This is a genomic window from Nesterenkonia flava, from assembly GCF_031432335.1.
In the GTDB taxonomy this organism is placed as follows: domain Bacteria; phylum Actinomycetota; class Actinomycetes; order Actinomycetales; family Micrococcaceae; genus Nesterenkonia; species Nesterenkonia flava.
In genome coordinates this window covers 1-19,771 of the sequence record NZ_JAVKGT010000029.1, presented here as the reverse complement: position 1 = coordinate 19,771, position 19,771 = coordinate 1, and the positions used below count along the sequence as shown (strand labels likewise).

The 19,771-nt window shown below is 66.9% G+C and carries 15 protein-coding genes and 5 riboswitches; of the genes, 10 read left to right on the top strand and 5 right to left on the bottom strand.

Annotation, left to right across the window (positions count from 1 at the left end; translation table 11 throughout):
• Positions 1-44: 44 nt before the first annotated feature.
• Genes RH857_RS10635 through RH857_RS10625 form a run of 3 tightly spaced genes read right to left on the bottom strand, consistent with a single transcriptional unit; the run spans position 45 to position 4,017 of the window.
• Complete coding sequence (locus RH857_RS10635; protein ID WP_374761159.1) at positions 45-581, bottom strand: CoA-binding protein; 537 nt, start codon at positions 579-581, stop codon at positions 45-47.
• Positions 581-1,876, bottom strand: a complete 1,296-nt coding sequence (locus RH857_RS10630) for an O-acetylhomoserine aminocarboxypropyltransferase/cysteine synthase family protein (RefSeq protein WP_310537951.1) — start codon at positions 1,874-1,876, stop codon at positions 581-583. The genes RH857_RS10635 and RH857_RS10630 overlap by 1 nt, the downstream gene beginning before the upstream one ends.
• The gene (locus RH857_RS10625) at positions 1,873-4,017 is read right to left on the bottom strand and encodes an acetate--CoA ligase (protein WP_425573393.1); all 2,145 of its coding nucleotides are present in this window, start codon (positions 4,015-4,017) and stop codon (positions 1,873-1,875) included. The genes RH857_RS10630 and RH857_RS10625 overlap by 4 nt, the downstream gene beginning before the upstream one ends.
• A gap of 4 nt (positions 4,018-4,021) precedes the next feature.
• A riboswitch (SAM riboswitch) is annotated at positions 4,022-4,127 on the bottom strand.
• Between the two features lie 139 nt (positions 4,128-4,266).
• A riboswitch (SAM riboswitch) is annotated at positions 4,267-4,357 on the top strand.
• Positions 4,358-4,365: 8 nt separating this feature from the next.
• Between RH857_RS10625 and RH857_RS10620 the strand changes: the two genes are divergently transcribed.
• The 6 genes from RH857_RS10620 to RH857_RS10595 all read left to right on the top strand — a co-directional run bounded on the left by RH857_RS10620 (position 4,366) and on the right by RH857_RS10595 (position 12,204).
• A complete protein-coding gene (locus RH857_RS10620; protein WP_310537950.1) occupies positions 4,366-5,586 on the top strand; it encodes an acyl-CoA dehydrogenase family protein in 1,221 nt (406 codons plus the stop codon).
• Positions 5,587-5,599: 13 nt separating this feature from the next.
• A complete protein-coding gene (locus tag RH857_RS10615; protein WP_310537949.1) occupies positions 5,600-6,913 on the top strand; it encodes an acyl-CoA dehydrogenase family protein in 1,314 nt (437 codons plus the stop codon).
• A gap of 100 nt (positions 6,914-7,013) precedes the next feature.
• On the top strand, positions 7,014-8,108 hold the full coding sequence (locus RH857_RS10610; RefSeq protein WP_310537948.1) for an aldo/keto reductase: 1,095 nt from the start codon (positions 7,014-7,016) through the stop codon (positions 8,106-8,108).
• Positions 8,109-8,245: 137 nt separating this feature from the next.
• Positions 8,246-8,364: riboswitch (SAM riboswitch) on the top strand.
• Between the two features lie 58 nt (positions 8,365-8,422).
• Complete coding sequence (locus tag RH857_RS10605; RefSeq protein WP_310537947.1) at positions 8,423-8,935, top strand: flavin reductase family protein; 513 nt, start codon at positions 8,423-8,425, stop codon at positions 8,933-8,935.
• Between the two features lie 102 nt (positions 8,936-9,037).
• Positions 9,038-10,486, top strand: a complete 1,449-nt coding sequence (locus tag RH857_RS10600) for an LLM class flavin-dependent oxidoreductase (RefSeq protein ID WP_310537946.1) — start codon at positions 9,038-9,040, stop codon at positions 10,484-10,486.
• Positions 10,487-10,656: 170 nt separating this feature from the next.
• Positions 10,657-12,204 (top strand): uracil-xanthine permease family protein, encoded by a 1,548-nt coding sequence (locus tag RH857_RS10595; RefSeq protein WP_310537945.1) that lies wholly within the window; start codon positions 10,657-10,659, stop codon positions 12,202-12,204.
• A 4-nt stretch (positions 12,205-12,208) separates the two neighbouring features.
• On the opposite strand, the gene RH857_RS10590 is transcribed toward RH857_RS10595, so the two are convergent.
• The gene (locus RH857_RS10590; protein WP_310537944.1) at positions 12,209-14,011 is read right to left on the bottom strand and encodes an HNH endonuclease signature motif containing protein; all 1,803 of its coding nucleotides are present in this window, start codon (positions 14,009-14,011) and stop codon (positions 12,209-12,211) included.
• A gap of 157 nt (positions 14,012-14,168) precedes the next feature.
• Positions 14,169-14,267, top strand: a riboswitch (SAM riboswitch).
• Between the two features lie 119 nt (positions 14,268-14,386).
• On the opposite strand from RH857_RS10590, the gene RH857_RS10585 reads away from it, so the two are divergent.
• From RH857_RS10585 to RH857_RS10570, 4 genes are all read left to right on the top strand, one after another.
• Positions 14,387-15,733 (top strand): ABC transporter substrate-binding protein, encoded by a 1,347-nt coding sequence (locus tag RH857_RS10585; RefSeq protein WP_310537943.1) that lies wholly within the window; start codon positions 14,387-14,389, stop codon positions 15,731-15,733.
• Positions 15,723-16,706, top strand: coding sequence for a carbohydrate ABC transporter permease (locus RH857_RS10580; RefSeq protein WP_310537942.1), 984 nt, complete (start codon positions 15,723-15,725; stop codon positions 16,704-16,706). The genes RH857_RS10585 and RH857_RS10580 overlap by 11 nt, the downstream gene beginning before the upstream one ends.
• Positions 16,699-17,577 (top strand): carbohydrate ABC transporter permease, encoded by an 879-nt coding sequence (locus RH857_RS10575; protein WP_310537941.1) that lies wholly within the window; start codon positions 16,699-16,701, stop codon positions 17,575-17,577. The genes RH857_RS10580 and RH857_RS10575 overlap by 8 nt, the downstream gene beginning before the upstream one ends.
• A 100-nt stretch (positions 17,578-17,677) precedes the next feature.
• Positions 17,678-17,771, top strand: a riboswitch (SAM riboswitch).
• 89 nt (positions 17,772-17,860) lie between these two features.
• Positions 17,861-19,288, top strand: coding sequence for an LLM class flavin-dependent oxidoreductase (locus RH857_RS10570; RefSeq protein ID WP_310537940.1), 1,428 nt, complete (start codon positions 17,861-17,863; stop codon positions 19,286-19,288).
• Positions 19,289-19,549: 261 nt separating this feature from the next.
• Here the strand turns inward: RH857_RS10570 and RH857_RS10565 are convergent.
• A partial coding sequence (locus RH857_RS10565) for a hypothetical protein (protein WP_310537939.1) occupies positions 19,550-19,771 on the bottom strand: 222 nt, incomplete at its 5' end.

Genomic DNA, 19,771 nt, shown 5'->3' with positions numbered 1-19,771 from the left:
CGGCCCCGGTTCGGTGGCCGTAGAGGCCGCACTGGTTCTGCTGCTCAGGTGGAGTCGCGAATCTGCCGCTTGGCGCTGATGACCCCAGTGTCGAACCCACCCAGGTGAAGATTGCCGTGGAACCGGCCGTGCTCGATCTTGATGCACCGGTTCTGCACCGCATTGAGCCCCAGATCGGTAGCCACCTGCATGGCCTCCTCCGAGTGGATGCCCAGTTGGACCCACAGGGTCTTCGCCCCGGCCTCGGCCGCATCGCGGGCCAGATCGGGCAGATCATCGGGCTTGCGGAAGGCCACCACAATGTCGGGTGCCTCCGGGAGATCCTTCAGCGAGGCGTAGCCGGGCTCGCCCAGCACGGTCTTGCCCACCAGGGCGGGGTTGACCCAGTACAGCCGGTACGAGGAGTCGGACTGCAGGTAGGTCGCCACAAAGTAGCTGGCGCGGGCGGGCTTATTGGACATGCCCACGATCGCCACGGACTTGGCATCGCGCAGCAGCTGCAGGCGCCGGGCCGGACCCGGCTCCTCCCAGAGGCCGTTGGGGTGCTCGGCAGTGTTCTCAGCGGGGGTCGCCGTCGTCATCATTCTGCTCCTTCCAGAGCCGCAGTCAGGGCCTGATCGAGGTCCCAGATAATGTCCTCAACGTCTTCCAGGCCCACAGAAATCCTGATGAGGTCCTCGGGAATGCCGGCCGCGGTGAGCTGATCGGCGGTGAGCTGCTGGTGAGTGGTCGAGGCCGGGTGCAGCACCAGGGTGCGCGCATCGCCCACATTGGCCAGGTGCGAGGCCAGCTGCAGGTTCTCGATGAACTTTGCGCCGTTGGCGCGGCCGCCGCGGATGCCGAAGCTGAATACCGAGCTGGTGCCCTTGGGCAGCAGCTGTTGGGCGCGGGCGTGGTGCGGGTGGCCGGGCAGGCCCGAGTAGTTGACGTAGTCCACGCGTTCATCGGCCTGCAGCCACTCGGCGACCTTCTGCGCATTGGCCACATGTTCCACCATGCGCTGGGGCAGAGTCTCGATGCCCTGGATCAGCTGGAACGCGGCCTGCGGGGTCAGGGACGGGCCGAAGTCGCGCAGCTGCTCGGCACGGATCTTGGTGAGGAAGCCGTACTCCGCAAAGTTGCCCCACCACGAGAGGCCGCCGTAGGAGGGCACCTCCTCGGTCATCTGCGGGAAGTTGCCGTTGTTCCAGGGGAACTTTCCGGACTCGACGATCACACCGCCCAGTGTGGTGCCGTGACCGCCCAGGAACTTGGTCACCGAATGGGTGACGATGTCCGCGCCGTGCTCGATGGGCCGCAGCAGATACGGGGTGGTCAGCGTGGAGTCGACCACCAGCGGAATGCCGTGCTCATGGGCGACCTCGGCCAGACCCGGAAGGTCGACGACGTCGGAGCTGGGGTTGGCCACGACCTCCGTGAAGATCGCTTTGGTGTTGGGCTGCAGCGCGGCCTTGAAGTCGGCGGCCTCATCCGAGTTCACGAACGTGGTCTCGATGCCGAAGCGGCGCAGCGAGACGTCCAGCTGGGTGATGGTGCCGCCGTAGAGCTTGGAGCTGGCCACAATGTGGTCACCCTGCTGGCACAGCGCAGCGAAGACCAGGAACTCCGCGCTCATGCCCGAGGCGGTGGCCACCGCGCCGATGCCGCCCTCCAGGGAGGCGATGCGCTCCTCGAGCGCAGCCACCGTGGGGTTGCCGATGCGGGAGTAGATGTTGCCGAACTTCTGCAGCGCAAAGAGGTTGGCGGCGTCGTCGGTGTCCTTGAACACGAACGAGGTGGACTGGTGGATGGGCACCGCGCGGGTGCCGTAGGTGGCATCCGGGACTGCACCTGCGTGCAGGGCCCGAGTGCGGAAACCGAACTGCCGATCACTCATACGTGGCTCTTCTCCTTGGTTGGTGCTGTGCCGCGCTCCTGACAGATCCGCTGGATCTGGGGCACGCAGGGTTCGTTCTGCAGACTGGTGGTGTCTCCCAGGCGCTGGCCATCATGCAGCTGGGTCAGCAGCCGCCGCATGATCTTGCCCGAGCGGGTCTTGGGGACCTCGGGCACCGGGATCACGGTGCGAGGCTTGGCGACCGGGCCGATCACCTGCGCCACATGTCCGCGCAGGGTCTCGATGAGCTGAGCCTCCTGCTCCGGGTGCGAGGCCAGACGCTGCTGCGCGGCGGCGGAAAGCACGGTGAAGGCCACGGCGGCATGGCCGGTCTTCGGGTCATAGACGGGGGCGACGCCGGCCTCCACCACGTCCGGATGGGTGACCAGGGCCGATTCGATCTCAATGGTGGAGAGCAGGTGCCCGGAGACGTTGATGGCGTCATCGATCCGTCCCAGGATCCAGATGTTGCCGTCCTGATCGCGGCGGGCCCCGTCACCGGCGAGGAACCAGCCGCGGCCGTTCTCGGCATCCACGTACTTCTCCCAGTAGGAGGTGTAGAACCGCTCCGGGTTGCCCCAGACGGTGCGGGCCATGGAGGGCCCGGGCCGGGTGATGACGATGTTGCCCTGGACATCCGTGCCGGTGGGGGTGCCGAACTCGTCGACGACGGCGGTCTTCCACCCGGGCATGTCCTGGGCCACGGAGCCTGGTGTGAAGGCGGTGGCTTCCGGGCGGGGGGAGAGCACCGTGGAGCCGGACTCCGACTGCCACCAGGTGTCCACCAGCGGCAGGGATGGGCGGCCCTGGGCATCGCGGGTGTCGCGGCCGATCTCACGGCGCAGCCACTGGGCAGCCTCTGGATTCACGGCCTCACCGACGGTGCCGCCCAGGCGGACCGAGGAGAGGTCGTACTCTCCGGGCACGCCCTTGGGCCACCAGCCCATGAGCGAACGCACCAGGGTGGGAGCGGTGTAGTAGCTGGTCACGCGGTGGCGCTGGATGATCTCAAAGTGCCGGCCGGGATGCGGCACGTTCGGCACGCCCTCGTAGATGACCTGGGTGGCGCCGGCGGCCAGGGGACCGTACATCTCATAGGTGTGGGCGGTGACCCAGGCGAGGTCGGCGGTGCACCAGTGGACGTCGTCGTCGCGCTGGGCCGGATCCGGGTGGGCGAAGAGCCGCAGGTAGCTGAACAGTGCACCGGTGAGGTAGCCGCCGGTGGTGTGGACCAGGCCCTTGGGCTTGCCGGTGGTGCCCGAGGTGTACATGATGAACAGCTCGTTCTCCGCGTCGAAGAACTGCGGCTCGTGTACCGGTGAGGCGGTGTCCACCACCTCGTGCCACCACACGTCGCGGCCCAGGCCGTCGCCGGTGAGGTCGGTGTCGGTCCAGTTGATCTCGCTGCCGGTGCGGCGCAGCACCAGCACGTGCTCCACCGTGCCGCCGGCGTCCACGGTCAGCCCGGCCACGGCGGCATCAGCATTGGCCTTGACCGGCACGGCGGCACCGCGGCGGTACTGACCATCGGTGGTGACCAGCAGCTTGGCTCCGGTGTCCTCCACCCGGAACCGCAGCGCCTCGGCGGAGAACCCGCCGAAGACCAGCTGATGGACCGCACCGATCCGGGCGCAGGCCAGGGTGATGACAATGGTCTCCACGAGCACCGGCAGGTAGATGACCACCCGGTCACCGTGCCCCACGCCTAGCGATTCCAGCGCATTGGCGGCCCGATTAACCCGCTCCTGCAGGTCCGCATAGGTGACGTCCACCCGGTCTCCGGGCTCTCCTTCGAAGTGCAGGGCCACCTTCTGACCGCGCCCGGCGGCTACGTGGCGGTCCACGCAGTTCACCGCGGCGTTGAGCCGCCCGCCCTCGAACCAGCGCATGTCCGGGCCCCGGCGGGCCTGGCGGCTGGGCGGGGTCCAGGAGTGGGTGGTCTCCCACGGGGTCTCCCAGTCCAGCAGGGTCGCAGCCCGCGCCCAGAAGTCCAGGCGAGCGTCGTCGTCGTGCTTCTCGGGTTCTGGCCAGGCGTGCACATCGGCGTACAGCGGATCAATCCGCTCCACGGCGGCCTGCTGCATCTGATCGTTCGCGGCATAGCGCAGGGTGGCGCCAGGGTGGTCGGGGGTGCTGCTCAATGTTCTCCCATCGTTTCTGGCGGTAGCACCTTGTCACCGGCGTGGGATTCCACGGGTGAAGGTTGCTGCGGTGTCAAAGAGCCAGATCTCTCGACCGCTCGGGATGGTGGATCGCCTCAACAGTACGACGACGTCTCTTGCCTCATCAAACAGCGCCCGGCGAACTCTGCGATAGATGACGCTGAATGACAGCTCAATGTTCACGATTTGGTTCACTGCGGCGGATGGAGGCTACAGTGTGAACAGCTTTGACCATCCAGAGCGACTGAGAGACCTGGCTCGAAGACGTCGCAGCAACCCCCTCTTTGAGGGTCGGTGCTAACGCCAGGAACGATGGAGGAATACAGAATGTCTCTTCCCCTGCCCGCCCACCGTTCCCTGCCCGTTCCGCAGGCGCTCGCCGAGGCGATCAGCGCCGCCGGCGAGGGCGCACTGGCCCGCGAGCTGAACCGGACGCTTCCCACCGAGGAGATCCGCCGCCTGGCCGCCGAGGGCATCGGCCGCCTGCGCGTACCGGAGTCCCTCGGCGGGCTGGGCCTGAACTGGGTGCAGACCACCGAGGTGCTCGTGGAGCTGGCCGCTCAGGACAGCAACATCCCCCAGGCCATCCGCGGCCACCTGGCCATCCAGGAGGATGCGCTGTGGAACGGCGAGGGCCACGACGGTGCCCGCCGGTGGCTCGAGCGGCTGGGCCGCGGCGAACTGGCCGGCAACGGCTGGACCGAACCGGGCAAAGGTGCCTTCCACCGCTCCGGCACCGTGGTCTCCCAGACCGAGCAGGGCCCGGTGGTCAACGGCGTGAAGTACTACACCACCGGGTCGATCTTCGCCGACTGGCTGGACATCACCGCCCGCGATGAGGAGGGCAACGAACTCGGCGTGCTCGTCGCCCGCGAGCAGCCCGGGGTCACCATCAGCGACGACTGGAACGGCATGGGTCAGCGCACCACCGCCTCCGGTTCCATGGTGCTGAAGGACGCCGAGGTCGCCGAGTATGAGCTGCGGCTGCTCAGCGACCGGTTCCCCTACCAGACGGCGCTCTACCAGCACGTGCTGCTCATCGTGCTGGCCGGCATCGCCGAGGCTGCCGCACGCGACATCGCCGCCGCCCTGTCCACCCGCAGCCGCACCTACACCCACGCCAACACCGCGACCCCCAGCACCGACCCGCAGCTGCTCCAGGCCGTGGGGGAGGTCGACGCCGTCGCGCATCTGGCCCGGGCCCAGGTCCTGGAGACCGCACGTCTGCTCGACGCCGCCTTCGCCACCCGTGAGGCCGGCGACCAGACCCAGTTGGCGGCCGCGAACGAGATCGAGCTCGCCACCGGTCGCGCCCAGGTGGCCCTCCACAAGCCCATCCTGGAGGCCACCGCGCGGATCTTCGACGCGCTGGGCGCCTCCGGCACCGACCGCTCCAAGGGGCTGGACCGGCACTGGCGCAACGCCCGCACCGTGACCAGCCACAACCCCTGGGTCTACAAGGCCCGCATTGCCGGGGACTATCGCGTCAACGGCACCGAACCCGTGCGGCTGTGGAGCGTCGGCGAGCCCGACACCACCACGGCCTGAGAAGGAGTCCTCCATGACTGAGACAGCACAGCCTGAGACCACCCAGACCGAGACAGCACAGCCCGGCACAGCCCAGCCCGGCACTGCACCGACCGAGACAGCAGCAGCCGGCACTCCGCGCTCGCACTGGGACGACGCCGGCGTCGCTACCGCCCAGGAGCTTGCGCATTGGAGCGCGATCGCTGAGCAGGTGGCCGAGACCCTTGCGGCCGACGCCATCGAGCGCGACCGCGCCAACCAGACCCCACACACCGAGGCCAAGCTCCTTAAGGACTCCGGCCTGGTGACCCTCCTGGTGCCTCAGGAGTTCGGCGGAGGAGGTGGCCACTGGTCCACCGCACTGACGGTGGTGCGCATCCTGGCCCGCGCAGACGCCTCGATCGCCCAGCTGCTGGCCTACCACTACGTCAACGAGGGCAATATTGTCTTCACCATCACCGACCCGGCCGAACGTGAACGGTGGTTCCGCGCCACGGTGCAGGGCCAGTGGATTTGGGGCGACTCGGTCAACCCCACCGACCCCGACCTGACCCTGGTGCCAGAGGGCGAGGGCTGGGTGCTCAACGGCAAGAAGCGCTACTCCACCGGCTCCGCCGTCGGCGACGCTCTGCTGGTCAACGCCCGCATCACCGCCGGTCCGGAGGAGGGTCGCATCCTGGCCTTCGTGCTGGAGAACGGACGTGAGGGCGTGACCTACGTGGACGACTGGGACTTCCTGGGCCAGCGCCTCTCTTCCTCCAACACGGTGACCTACCAGGATGTGCGTATCACCGGCAACGATGTGCTGGGCTACCTCTCGGATGAGCCCTACTCCTCTTTGGTGACCCCCGGGATCCAGCTGGCTTTCGGCAACCTCTACCTCGGCATCGCCGAGGGCGCGCTGAACAAGGCCCGCGACCTGATCAACGCCCGCCCCAACGCCTGGTTCCTCTCCACCGCGGAGAAGTACCGCCACGACCCGTTCGTCCAGCGCCTGGTGGGCGACTTCAAGTCCCAGACCGCCGCCGTGGCAGCACTGGCGGAGAAGGTCAACCGCCGCTTTGACGAGGTGCTGGCCCTGGGCGCTCGGGTTACCACGCAGATCCGCGGGGAGCTCGCCATTGAGATCGCGGAGCTGAAGGTCATCTCCTCGGATGTCGCCACCCAGCTCACCCACCAGATCTTCGAAGCCACGGGGACGTCGTCGACCGCCTCCAAGCACGGCTTCGACCTCTACTGGCGCAACATTCGCACGCATTCGCTGCATGATCCGGTGGACTACAAGAAGCTCGAGGTCGGCGCCCACTTCCTCAACGGAGAGTTCCAGCCGCTCTCGCTCTACACCTGATCCTCACCCCACCCGCAATCTGAACTATCCAGTTCACGCTGGCGGGTAGGATGACGACGACGCCGCAGCCCACCTGCACCCCGACCCTTTGGGAGGACGCATGACAGAGTCAGCACAGGCCGCACCGGCCCAGTCCGTAGACGTTTCGCCGTGGGGCACCGAGACCCACACCCCCTACGCCGCAGCCGAGAACCGCTATGAGCAGTTCGAGTACCGCCGCGTGGGCCGCACCGGCCTGCTGCTTCCGCCCATCTCCCTGGGTCTGTGGTGGAACTTCGGTGACACGACCCCGTTCGCCACCCAGCGGGAGATCATTCGGCACGCTTTCGACGCCGGCATCACCCACTTCGACCTGGCCAACAATTACGGCCCGCCCTACGGGGCAGCCGAGGAGAACTTCGGCCGCATCTTCGCCAAGGACTTCCAGCCCTACCGCAACGAGCTGATCATCTCGTCGAAGGCCGGCTGGGATCAGTGGCGCGGACCCTATGGCAACTTCGGTTCGCGCAAGTACCTGCTCTCCAGCCTGGACGAGTCCCTGGAGCGCATGGGCCTGGAGTACGTCGACATCTTCTACTCCCACCGCGTGGATCCCGATACCCCGCTGGAGGAGACCATCGGCGCGCTCGACACCGCTGTGCGCTCGGGCAAAGCCATCTACGCGGGCATCTCCTCCTACTCGGCCGAGCGCACCGCTGAAGCCGTGGCGATCGCCAACGACCTGGGCACCCCGCTGGTCATCCACCAGCCCGCTTACTCCATGCTCAACCGCTGGGTCGAGGATGGCCTGCTGGAGACCCTGAAGGACACTGGTATGGGCTCGATCGCGTTCACCCCGCTGGCCCAGGGCCTGCTGACCAACAAGTACCTGAAGGATCCCAACGCCAAGCCCTCCGGCGGCCGCTCCACGTTGTTCGAGAACCACCTCAGCGAGGACAACCTGGCCCGCCTGAACCGGCTCAACGACCTCGCGTCCCGACGCGGTCAGACCCTGGCCCAGCTGGCGATCGCCTGGCTGCTGCGCGACGGCGGCGCCACCTCGGTGCTGCTGGGAGCCTCCTCTACCGCCCAGCTGGATGAGAACCTCGCGGCCGTTCAGAACACCTCCTTCACCAGCGAGGAACTCACCGAGATTGACGAGATCACCCGCGGCGAGTCCGGCATCAACATCTGGTCGGTCTCCTCCGACCTGTAGTCCTTCACCCGCAGTCCTCACGTCCCCGCCGCCGCGCAGATTCTCCTGTGGCCCATTCCACCTTTGTTGCCTCCTGTTGCGCTCAGAGTGTGGAACCCTTTGAACTACGCGGTGTGCGGGGCGTACTGTGGAAACAGTAACCATCCCGAGCGGCCGAGAGATCTGGCTCGTCGACGCCGCAGCAACCCGGGGATCCTGTGCACGTGAAACGCGTGCAGGCTCTCGCGCCGGGTGCTACTGCCAGGATCGATGGGAGAGCATTCATGAGCACTTCAGCACCCGCATTAGCCCGCACTGCGAACACCGCCACGGCCGTGAACAGCGAGGCCGCAGCACCCCGCTTTGATCCTTTGGACCTGCGTAAGGCGTTGGGTCAGTTTCCTCAGGGTGTGGTGGCGATTGCTGCCGAGGTCCAGGAGAACCCTGAGGTTCTGGTGGCCTCGAGTTTCACGGTGGGGGTTTCTCTGGAGCCGGCGCTGGTGACGGTGGCGGTTCAGCATACGTCGGCGACCTGGCCGAAGCTGCGTGATGAGGCGACTCATCTAGGGGTTTCGGTGATTGGTCGGGAGCAGTGCCATGTGGCGCGGCAGTTGGCCTCGAAGGATCGTGCTGGTCGTTTTGAGGGTGTGGGCCGCAGTGTTGATGGTGATGGGGCGATTGTCCTGGAGGGTTCTCCGCTGTGGTTTAAGACCCGGATCTTTAGTCAGTTCACGGCTGGGGATCATGATATTGCTGTGCTGGAGATTCTGGATCTGGGCTTTGATGAGGATGCTCAGGGTCTGGTCTTTCATCAGAGCCAGTTCAAAGAGCTCAACCCTCTTCTGTAGAGCCGACACACCGGTGTCCTGACCTGCCCGGTCACTCTGTCCGTTACTCCCCGACTCTCGCGCGCCCTCACGGTGCTCGCGCCCGCATCCTTGGAGGCCTGATTGTCCCGCCAGCCCCTGATCCTGTCCGCCTTCCTGATGAACACCACCAGCCACATCATCGGTGGCGCCTGGCGGCGGGAGGAGGCCCAGCAGCACCGCTTCAACGAGCTTCCCCACTGGATCTCCCTGGTGAAGAAGCTGGAGGATGCCGGGTTCGACATCGCGTTCTTCGCCGACGTCGTCGGTCTCTACGGCGACCACGAGGGCGGCTGGGCCTCCCATGTGCGCAAGGGTCTGCAGATCCCCTCCAATGATCCGCTCGTGCTGATCTCCGCGCTGGCCGCGGTGACCGACAGGATCGGGCTGGCCCTGACCTCGTCGGTCATTCAGGCCCACCCGTTCAACTTTGCCCGGCAGCTTTCCACCCTGGATCATCTCTCCGGGGGCCGGGTGGGCTGGAACGTGGTCACCAACTCGCAGGAGAACGCCCACCGCAACTTCGGCGGCGACGGTCTGGCCAAGCACGACGACCGCTATGCCTGGGCCGAGGAGTACCTCGAGGTCTGCTACAAGCTGTGGGAGGGCTCCTGGGAGGACGGTGCCCTGCTGCAGGACAAGACCGCAGAGCACGAGCGCGGCCGCGGCCTGCACGCCGACCCCGCCAAGGTCTCCAAGATCAACCACGACGGCGACCGCTACCGTGTTGAGGGGCCGCACCTGTCCTCGCCCTCACCGCAGCGGACCCCCTACCTTTTCCAGGCCGGCTCCTCCGACCGTGGCCGCGACGTGGCCGCCCAGCACGCTGAGGCGACCTTTTCCATGGCGCCGCGGCGCGACATCGCCGCCTCCCATGCCCAGGATGTGAAGGAGCGGACCAAGAAGTTCGGCCGCCGTCCCGAGGACCTGAAGTTTATTCAGGGGCTCTCCTTTGTGATCGGCTCCACCGAGGAAGAGGCTCAGGTCAAGGCCGCCGAGCTCGACGCCTCGATCGATGATCACGCGCTCATTGCCCACACCGCCGGAAGCCTCGGAGTGGATGTGGGGCACCTGCCCATCGACACGCCGCTGGACGATCTCGAGCACACCGAAGGCGCCCAGGGGCATCTCTCGGAGATCAAGCGCATGGCGCCCAATGGCCGCGTGACCCTGCGGGACCTGGCGCACTTCCGGGCCCAGTCCACCCGCGTGGTGGGCACCCCGGAGAAGATCGCCGATGAGCTGGCGGCCTGGCAGGATGCCGGGATCGACGGCATCAACATCATCAACTCCACGATTCCCGGCAGCTACGACGAGTTCATCGAGCATGTGCTGCCCGTGCTGCGCGAACGAGGACTGGCGCGCAGGCCTGAGGAGGCGACGTCGTCGTCGAGCCTGCGGGCTTCCATCACCGGGTCTGACCGGCTGCCGGAAAGCCATCCCGCCGCCCAGTACCGCGGGGCATTCCAGCACCTCAGTGCAGCTGCGACCGAGGTGCCCAAAGAGGAGTTCCTCAAGCGTTTCCAGGGCTGAGCAGTCGGCACCGTCGAACGTGGTGAAACATGTGTTGCAGCCATGCCATGGTCTTGCCGCTTTGTGTTTCACATGCGCGTAACACGGCAGGCATCTGCCGATAACAGCGGCTTTCTACCCTCGAAGCAGAAGCCCCCTTCCGGGGTGCTCTGCGCTGACGAGGAGATGACATGGCCGCCACACCTGCTGCTGAGGCACCCCGCCTCACTGAGGCATCACGACTGTCCGCACCATCGCCCTCGCCGGGTGCAGCCGCGGCGCCGCGGGACGGTGTCAACGAGATGCCGCCCCTGAAACGCGCTGTGCCCCTGGCGGTGCAGCACCTTCTGGCCATGTTCGTGGGCAACGCCGCGCCGGCCCTCATCGTGGGCGGAGCCATCGGCATGGCGACCAGCGAAGTCACCCTCATGGTGCAGATCGCCATGATCATGTCCGGCGTGGCGACCCTGCTGCAGACCCTGGGCGTGGGACCCGTCGGGGCTCGGCTGCCGGTGATGCAGGGAACCTCCTTCGCGTTCTTGGCGGTGGCCATCCCCATCGGTAACGAGTACGGCATCGGGGCCGTGTTCGGGGGCGCGGTGATTGCCGGCGTCGTGCAGGTGGTCTTTGGGGGTTCCATGCGCTGGCTGGCACGCCTGTTCCCGCCGTTCGTAGCTGGAATCATCATCCTGATCATCGGGATCAGTCTGATGCCCACCGCCATCAACTATGCCGCCGGGGGCTCGCCCGCGGAGGCGGCCGGCGATCTCGGTGCGCTGAAGTACTACGGCGTGGCCGCCGTGGTGGTCATTGTCACCGTGGCGCTGAATCAGTTCACCCGCGGTTTCACCTCCGTGGCTGCTGTGCTGATCGGGCTCATCGCCGGTTACGCTGTGGCGCTGGCCGCCGGCATGGTGGACTTCAGCCCCGTGGCCGAGGCAGGGTGGTTCTTCGCTCCGGCGCCGCTGCAGTTCGGTCTGGACTTCCACTCGGCGGCGATCGTGGCGATCACCGTGATCGCGATCGCCAGCTCCGTGGAGTCGATCGGTGATATCACCGCCGTGGCGCGCACGGGAGCCGGCCGGGCTCCCACCGCCCGTGAACTCAGCGGAGGAGTAATGGCCGACGGCATCGGCACCTCCATTGCCGCCATCTTTGGCGGGCTGCCGAACACCACGTACTCACAGAACACCGGGGTCATCGCCCTGACCGGTGTGGTCAGCCGGTTCGTGGTGGCGATCGCCGGCGGCATTCTTCTCCTGGCCGGATTCGTGCCCAAGATCGCGGCCGTCTTTAACACGATCCCCTACCCGGTGCTGGGCGGTGCTGTCCTGGTGATGTTCTCGATGGTGGCCTCGGCCGGTGTCCAGGTGATCGCCCAGGAGACGCTGGATCGCCGAGCCCTGCTGATCCTCGCGGTCTCCCTGGGATCCGGTCTGGGCTTCTCGCTGGCCCCGGAGGAGGTGCTTTCGGGCTTCCAGAGCGATATCCAGCTGCTGCTGGGCTCCGGAATCGTGCCGGCCATGCTCGTGGCCGTGGTGCTTAATACGTTCCTGCCGAAAACCGAGACTGAGGCGACCAATGTTGCGGGCGCCCGCGCCGGGGAGCCTGACGCTGTGGCGACCGGAGCTGCGGAGCCCGACGCTGTGAAAGCCAACGCTGGGAAGCCCGAGGTTATGGAGATCGGCGCTGCGCAGGCCCAGCCCGAGGTCCCGGCGGCAGCTGCGGGGAAGCGCTAGCGATTCAGCCCTCCTCGGGTGGCGGGGGTTCCAGGTGCCCGTTCGCTAGGTAGCCGTGAGACTTCATGCGGTGGTGCCGGCGGCACAGGCTCCAGAGGTTCGAGGCCGTGGTCCGGCCGCGAGCGCCGGGACCCCAGGGGATCCGGTGGTCCAGGTCCGCGCGTTCTGCGGGCACGCTGCATCCGGGGGCCTGGCATGTGCCGTCACGAAACATCAGCGCATCTCGCAGTCGAGCGGGCGGATCATGGCCCTCATAGGTGATGGCCAGCAGGTTCCTTGGAATCAGCGGGTCCACATGTCCTCGGCCTCTGCCGGACCTGGCGGAAGACGCACTGATCCCCGGGGTACCTGAGGCCGGTTCACGACGCGCTCCGGAACCTGGCGGAGGCGGATCGGGAGCTTCCGAATGAAGCATCATGTACCACTCATGCTGCACGCCGGTTGTGGGATCAATGCCCTCGCGAGCGAGTGCGCGGGCCTCCTCGGCGGGCAGCGCCCAGGCTCGGTCTGCGCTGACTCCGGGCTCTTGGCTCTGCCCCAGAAGTGTCCCGTAGGGAATCATGACCGCGATCTTGGCTCCGCTCAGGCCCTGTGAACCCCCGCCTGGCGCAGAGGACTCGAGGCTCGGGTTGTTGGTCAGCAGGGCGGTGAAAAGATCAGCCTCGCGCTGTTCGAGTGTGCGCGGATCACCCCCGCGCCGGGTCAGCCCCGCCAGTGGCGTCGGGTCCGGTGGAGTGCTGCCAGTGCTAGTGCCAACGCCAGCGCCGGTGCCAGCGTCAGTGCCAGTCTCGACAGCGGAGCCGGGAGTGGCGCTGAGTCCGGCACCGCTGTCAGCTTCGCTGGGAGGCGCTGGGGAGTGAGGCAGCGCTGGGGAGTGAGGCAGCTCGGAACCGTATGGCCAGCCGAAGAAGTCGCCGTGGGGTGCACAATCGCCGTCCTCTGACGCCTTCAAGCGAGCGGTGAGGTTTCGTGGCGGGGGAGCGGAGAGTCCCTGCCACGGGTCGGGAGGGGAGGCTCCCACGTCGCGAGACGGGAGGCAGCCTTCTCCGGAGGGGGCTGGCACCGGGGCATCGAGGTCCCGGGCCGCTGCGTAGAGCTGCTTCTCGATCTGAGCGGCGGCCATCGTGGGGATCCGCGCGTGGAGGTCGCTCATGCCGTCGTCGCCGTGAAAGATCCGGACAAAGCGTGCCGCCCGCGCCTTCCGGCATCGGGCCTGGAACTCGTCGGCATCCAGTGCCGCAATGAATCGGTTCAGCCATGACTGGAGTCGACCACCGGGCATGCCGGCGGCGACGGAGGCGGCCGCCTCGTCGAGGGTCCGACGGTTCTTCTCACTGAGCATCCCGGAGGCGGTTGTCACGATCTTCCGCACCCGGTTCATGTCCAGAGAGCCTTCCAGCAAGGCGTGCCATGTCTGCGGCAGGTGGTCCCGGGCGTACTCGGCAGCGTTGAGGACCTCCGCAGCGGTCCCCTCGGAGAGGCCCATCACCACCGCGATGTCCCGTACGGCTGCGCGGTCCGCCTCGGCGCGCCCAGCAAGAGTCGCCTCAGCAGCTTCAGCCTCGTGACGACGTCGTCCCCGGTAGTTGAGAAGCCGAGAAAGCCCCCGGGCCTCAAGCCGCCGCGCCGTGACCTGATCGGCCCAGGACTCGGCGAGCTCCGGCACCTCTGCCAGATGGGTCAAACCAGAGGGGAGCGCCGGTTCACCAGGTACGGCATAGACGAGGCGGGCGCACTCCACGGGAACCCGGGACCACCACGTCATGTCCCCGGGGCCCTGGTGCTCAGGCCGCCAACTCCTGCTCATGCCTCCACACTACGGGCCGCCTCGGACATGACCTCTGGCACGCGGACGGACGCGGGAGGCAGCTCAGCCAGCCACCGCCAACCAGACCGCCGACCTCAGAGGGTGATTATGACGTGATGTGTCACCGGGGTCTGAAACGTTTAGTACAGTACTCGCATATCCATCCCGAGCGGCTGAGAGATCTGGCTCAGTGACGCCGCAGCAACCCGGAGCTGTTTACAGCACCGCCGGGTGCTACCGCCAGAACCGATGGGAGTTCTCTACCTTTCCCTACGCACCCGCCTGCGGGTTCGTTGCGGAGACTTCACATCACCTGCCGCAGCCAGCAGGTGCGCGGCAGTACCCACGTGCCTGAAGAGAAGCGAAGGAAAACCAATGAGCAACCGCACTCCACGCGCCGCCCGCACCAGCATCGTGGCGGGCACCGCCGTTGTCGCTCTCAGCCTGTCCGCCTGCGGCGGCGGAGCCAGCGGCGCTGACGCCGAAGGCGACGCGTTCGCCGGGGACTACGAGGGCGAAGAACTGAACATCCTCCTCAACGCCTCGCACGAGGGAGCAGGGGAGTGGCTGGCGGAGCGCTTCGAGGAGGAAACCGGGGTCACCGTCAACGTCACGACCGTCCCCTATGACGAGATCGCCTCCCAGCTGACCCTGGACCAGCAGTCCGGCGCCAACACCTATGACGTCTCGGCCCCCTGGTACGTCTCGCTGGGGGACCTCGCTGCCGACGGCAGCATTCAGCCGATCACCGAGTTCGTGGAGAGCACCCCGGAGATCGACGTCGACGACTTCATCCCCACCATCTGGGAGCCCTACGCCTACGTCGACGAGGAGATCTACGGCCTTCCCTTCGACGGCGACATTCACGCGCTCTTCTACAACGCCGAGATTCTGCAGCGCAACGGCTTCGACGAGCCGCCGGCCACCTGGGACGAGTACGCCGAGCAGGTGCAGACCATCACGGAGAACGAATCAGGAGACGGCGTCTACGGGGCGGCGGTCTTCGGCGAGCAGTCCCCGCTGATCCTCGGCGCCAGCTTCGCCAACCGGCTGGCCGGCTACGGCGGAGAGTTCCTTGACGAGAACGGCAACCCCGTCATCAACTCGCCCGAGGCCGTGGCGTCGCTGGAGGCGCTGGGAGATATCTGGGACCACGCACTGCCCACGCCGGCCGAGACGGATTTCGGCGCTGGAAACTCCGCGTGGTTCGCGGGCAACGTCGCGTTCATCGAGAACTGGACTGACCTGGGCGTCCGGTCTGAGGATCCGGACTCGGGCTCCGAAGTCGCCGGAGAGTGGGGCGTGACCTATCTGCCCCGCGCCGCCGAGGGTGAGGATCCGCGCGCCTCCCTCGTGGCTGGCTTCAGCTGGGTGGTCGCCGGCAACACCGACAAGACCGACCTCGCCCAGCAGTTCATCGCCTGGGCCGCTTCCACGGAGGTCAACTCCGAGCTGCTGACCGCGCTGCCTCCCACCGGCATTGACCCTAACCGCATCTCCTCCCTGGAGGATGAGACCTACGGCGAGGAGTTCCCCGAGCTCCAGGAGGTCAACGCCTCCACCCTGCACGGGGCACTTGCCTGGCCGACGGGCCCCAACGCCACCGAGGCCGCCCAGATTCTGACCGATGAGCTGGCCGCCTACCTCTCCGGTCAGCGAGGCTCGGCACAGGAGGCCCTGGACACGGTGCAGGCCGAATGGGAGCGGCTCCTTGTCGACTGAGACTCTGGCTCCGGCAGCTACGCCGGAGAGTACGACGACGCCCCCGCCGCCTGGGCAGCCCCATGAGACGGGCCAGCCTGGGCGGCGGCCCCGTGCCCGGCGCCTCTCGGAGCGCTTTCATCACCGCCTCTTCATCAGCCCGAGCGTGCTGGTGCTGCTGGTGCTGGCCGCCTACCCCCTGGTGTTCATCGCCTCGGCAGCGTTCACCCGATCGAGTCTGGGCAACCCGTTCCAGGAGTTTGTCGGCACGGACAACTTTGAGACTGCGCTGGGCTCCACTGCAGTGCAGAACTCTCTGGTGCTGGGAACCGGCTATGCCTTCGGTGTGGCTATCGCCAGCACCCTGCTGGGCACGGTCACGGCCGTGGCTCTGTGGCGATCCCTGCGCGCCGGGGCCTTTGTCCGCACGGTGCTGCTGCTGCCCATGATTGTGCCGCCCGTCGTCGTCGGCATTCTCTTCAGCTTCATCTTCAGTCCCTCAGGGGGTCTGCTGGACACCCTCATCCGGCGCTTCACCCCCGGGTCGGGCACCTATGCGGTGCTCTCGGACACCACGTGGGCGATCTTCGGCGTGGGACTGGCTGACGTCTGGGAGTGGACCCCGCTGGTGGTGCTGCTGGTCTTCACCGCGCTGCTGGGCCAGGATCCGGAGATTACTGAGGCGGCGCAGCTCGACGGCGCCAGCGGGTTCCAGCTCTTCCGCCACATCACGCTGCCGGCGGTCGCGGGCACCATCATTGCCGCGTTCCTCATCCGGCTGATCCTCGCGTTCAAAGTCTTTGACCTGGTCTACGTGATGACCTCCGGAGGCCCCGGCTCCTCGACCCAGGTGCCGGCCTACCTCATCTGGCGCTCGGCGCTGCAGAACTTCGACGTCGGGATCGCCGCCACCATCACGCTGCTGCTGGCAGTGGTGGTCACCGTCGTCACTATTCCCGTCTTCATGATCACCAAGAGGCTCCGCGATGACTGAGACCACCACCGCCTCCAAGGCCCTGACCAGCAGGTCCTACCGGCGGCGCCTGCCCCGGCCGGGCCAGCACAAGCAGTCCGTACTGGCCAGCAGCTGGGTGCTGCTGAGCCTCGTCGTCGTGCTGGTGCCGCTGCTCTATCTGGTGTCGATCTCGTTTATGACCCAGGGACAGATCGCGTCGGGGATCCTGTTCCCCTCCCAGCCGGCGACTCAGAACTGGGCCAATGCCTGGGACTCACCCATACCGCGCGGGGTGGTGAACTCGCTCGTCGCCGCCTTCGGAGGAGCGCTGCTGACCCTGGTGCTCGCCCTGCCCGGCGCCTGGGCGATCGCCCGTCACCGCACCGGCGGCAAAGCACTGTCCGGATTAATCCTCAGCCCCTGGCTGCTGCCGCCGATCGTGGCGATCATTCCGCTGCTGACCCTGCTGCGGATCCTGGGACTCACCAACACACTGGAGGGGCTCACCCTGGTGTATGCGCTGATGAACGTGCCGGTGGCCATCTGGCTGCTGGACGGGTTCATCCGCCGCATACCGGTGGAGATCGAGGAGGCTGGGCGCATCGACGGTGCCAGCGAGTGGCAGCTTCTGCTGCGCGTGGTCACGCCCATGCTGGCCCCGGCGCTCATCGCGGTGGGGGTGATCATCGTGATCCTGAACTACAACGAGTTCCTCTTCGCCACCTTCCTCACCCAGAGCCAGGACACCCAGACCGTGCCGGTGCTGCTGGCTGGCATGCTCAGCGAGCGGGTGCAGGACTTCGGGCGGATCGCAGCCTCTTCGCTCATTGCGGTGATTCCTATCTTTGCCGTGGCTGTGCTGCTGCAGCGTTACCTCATTGAAGGGCTGACCACTGGTGCGGTGAAGTAGGCCCCGCACGCGGCCCGCCGGCAGACCCGGGGTCCATTGCGTGGACTTTTATGACGCGGGCCTCGAGCGGTGCTGCAGGACCCGTGTAGGGTCGTACCCGTAACCATCCAGAGCGGCTGAGAGATCTGGCTCGACGACGCCGCAGCAACCTTCGGATACGTCCGTTTCGGTGCTAACGCCAGGACCGATGGAAGAACCCTTCCACCTCACACGGTGTACTGCACCGTGCCTGCGGTGACTCTTCCATCGTGCAAGGAACCGCAACAGGAGGAGCGCCACCCCCATGACCGATGCTCAGGCCAGCAGCGCAGGCTACCCCGTGACCGACGCGGGCCAGCGTGAGATTCTCTTCAACGCCTTCGACATGAACTGCGTGGTGCACCAGTCCCCGGGGCTCTGGCGCCACCCGGATGATCGCGCCCGGGAGTACAACACCATCAAGTACTGGACCGACGTGGCCCAGATCCTGGAGCGGGGCCTGTTCGACGGGCTCTTCATCGCCGATGTGCTGGGTCCCTACGACGTCTTCGACGCCAGCCCGGACGCGGCGCTGCGCTCCGGAGCGCAGATCCCGCTGCAGGATCCGTTCCTGCTGGTGGCCGCCATGGCTGCGGTGACCGAGAACCTCGGTTTCGGCGTCACCGCCGGCACCGCCTACGAGCATCCCTACCCGTTCTCCCGCCGGCTGGGGACCCTGGACCATCTCACCAACGGTCGGGTGGGCTGGAACGTGGTCACCGGATACCTCCCCTCGGCCGCGCAGAACCTGGGTCAGGATGACCAGATGGAGCACGACAAGCGTTACGACCACGCCGATGAGTACATGGACGTGGTCTACAAGCTGCTGGAGGGCTCCTGGGAGGATGACGCCGTCGTCGCCGATAAGGAGTCCGGGCTCTTCACCGATCCCTCCAAGGTCCACCGGATCGAGCACGAGGGCGAGTTCTTCAAGACCCCGGGCATCGGCGTGGTGGAGCCTTCCCCGCAGCGGATGCCGGTGGTCTACCAGGCCGGCGCCTCCACCCGTGGCCGCGCGTTCGCCGGCAAGCACGCCGAGGCGGTCTTCATCAACCCGCCCACCAAGGAGCTGGCAAAGGCTTCGGTGCAGCGCATCCGGCAGGCCGTGGCCGAGGCCGGACGCGACCCCTACGACGTGCGGATCTTCGCCATGCAGACCGTGGTCACCGGACCGACCAACGAGGCCGCCCAGGCCAAGTACGACGACCTGGCCCAGTACATCGATCCCGAGGGTGGTCTGGTGCTGATGTCCGGCTGGATGGGCATCGACCTCTCCCAGTTCGACCTGGACCAGCCCATCGGCGACGTGGAGTCCAACGCCATTCAGTCCACCGTGGAGACCTTCCAGAAGGCCTCCGGCCGGGAGGACGAGGCCTGGACTGTGCGGCAGCTGGCCGAGTGGGTCGGCGTCGGCGGCTTCGGCCCGGTCATCATCGGCGACGGCGCCACTGCGGCCCAGCAGCTCATCGAGTGGCAGGAGGAGACTGACGTGGACGGCTTCAACCTCGCCTACCACATCACTCCCGGGACCTTTGAGGACGTGGTGGAGTACGTGGTGCCCGAGCTGCAGAAGCTGGGCCGCTACAAGACCGAGTACAAGCCCGGCACGCTGCGCAACAAGCTCTTCGGCAAGGGCGACCACCTTCCGGAGAACCACCACGCCGCGCAGTTCCAGCTGCGGCGCAAGAAGTAGGGGAACGACGACGTCTCGTTCGTCTCCCTGACGAGTGATCTCGGATTCCCGGCGCCTTTTGGGTGCCGGAGAGCGTGAGGACGCGGAAAATCCGAGAAAACGCGGAGGAACCCCAGAAGTGGGGAATCCGCGAGAAACAGACCCTCCCGGCGTCGGGGTGTGAGGCTCACTGGGCATGGCCTCACCCCCGGCGCCGGGAGTTTTTCTTCCTCGGCCTCTCGGTGGGGTGGTTCAGAGGTGGTTGCGCTGTTTCAGATGCCCTCAGGCGCCGGCCGGCCGCAGGGTTGCACGCACCGCGAGATGGTCGGAGGGGAACGCGTTGCCCCGATGATCCGGAATGTGCCGGCAGGTTCCCGGATATGCGGTGAATCCGGCGTCGGAGGCGGTGTCGGCGTCGTCTGCGGCCCCGCCCAGGTGATCGGCCGCCACTGGCGGATAGCCGGAGTTGGAAGCGGTGGTCTGCGTAGTTGTAAGCGGTGTTCC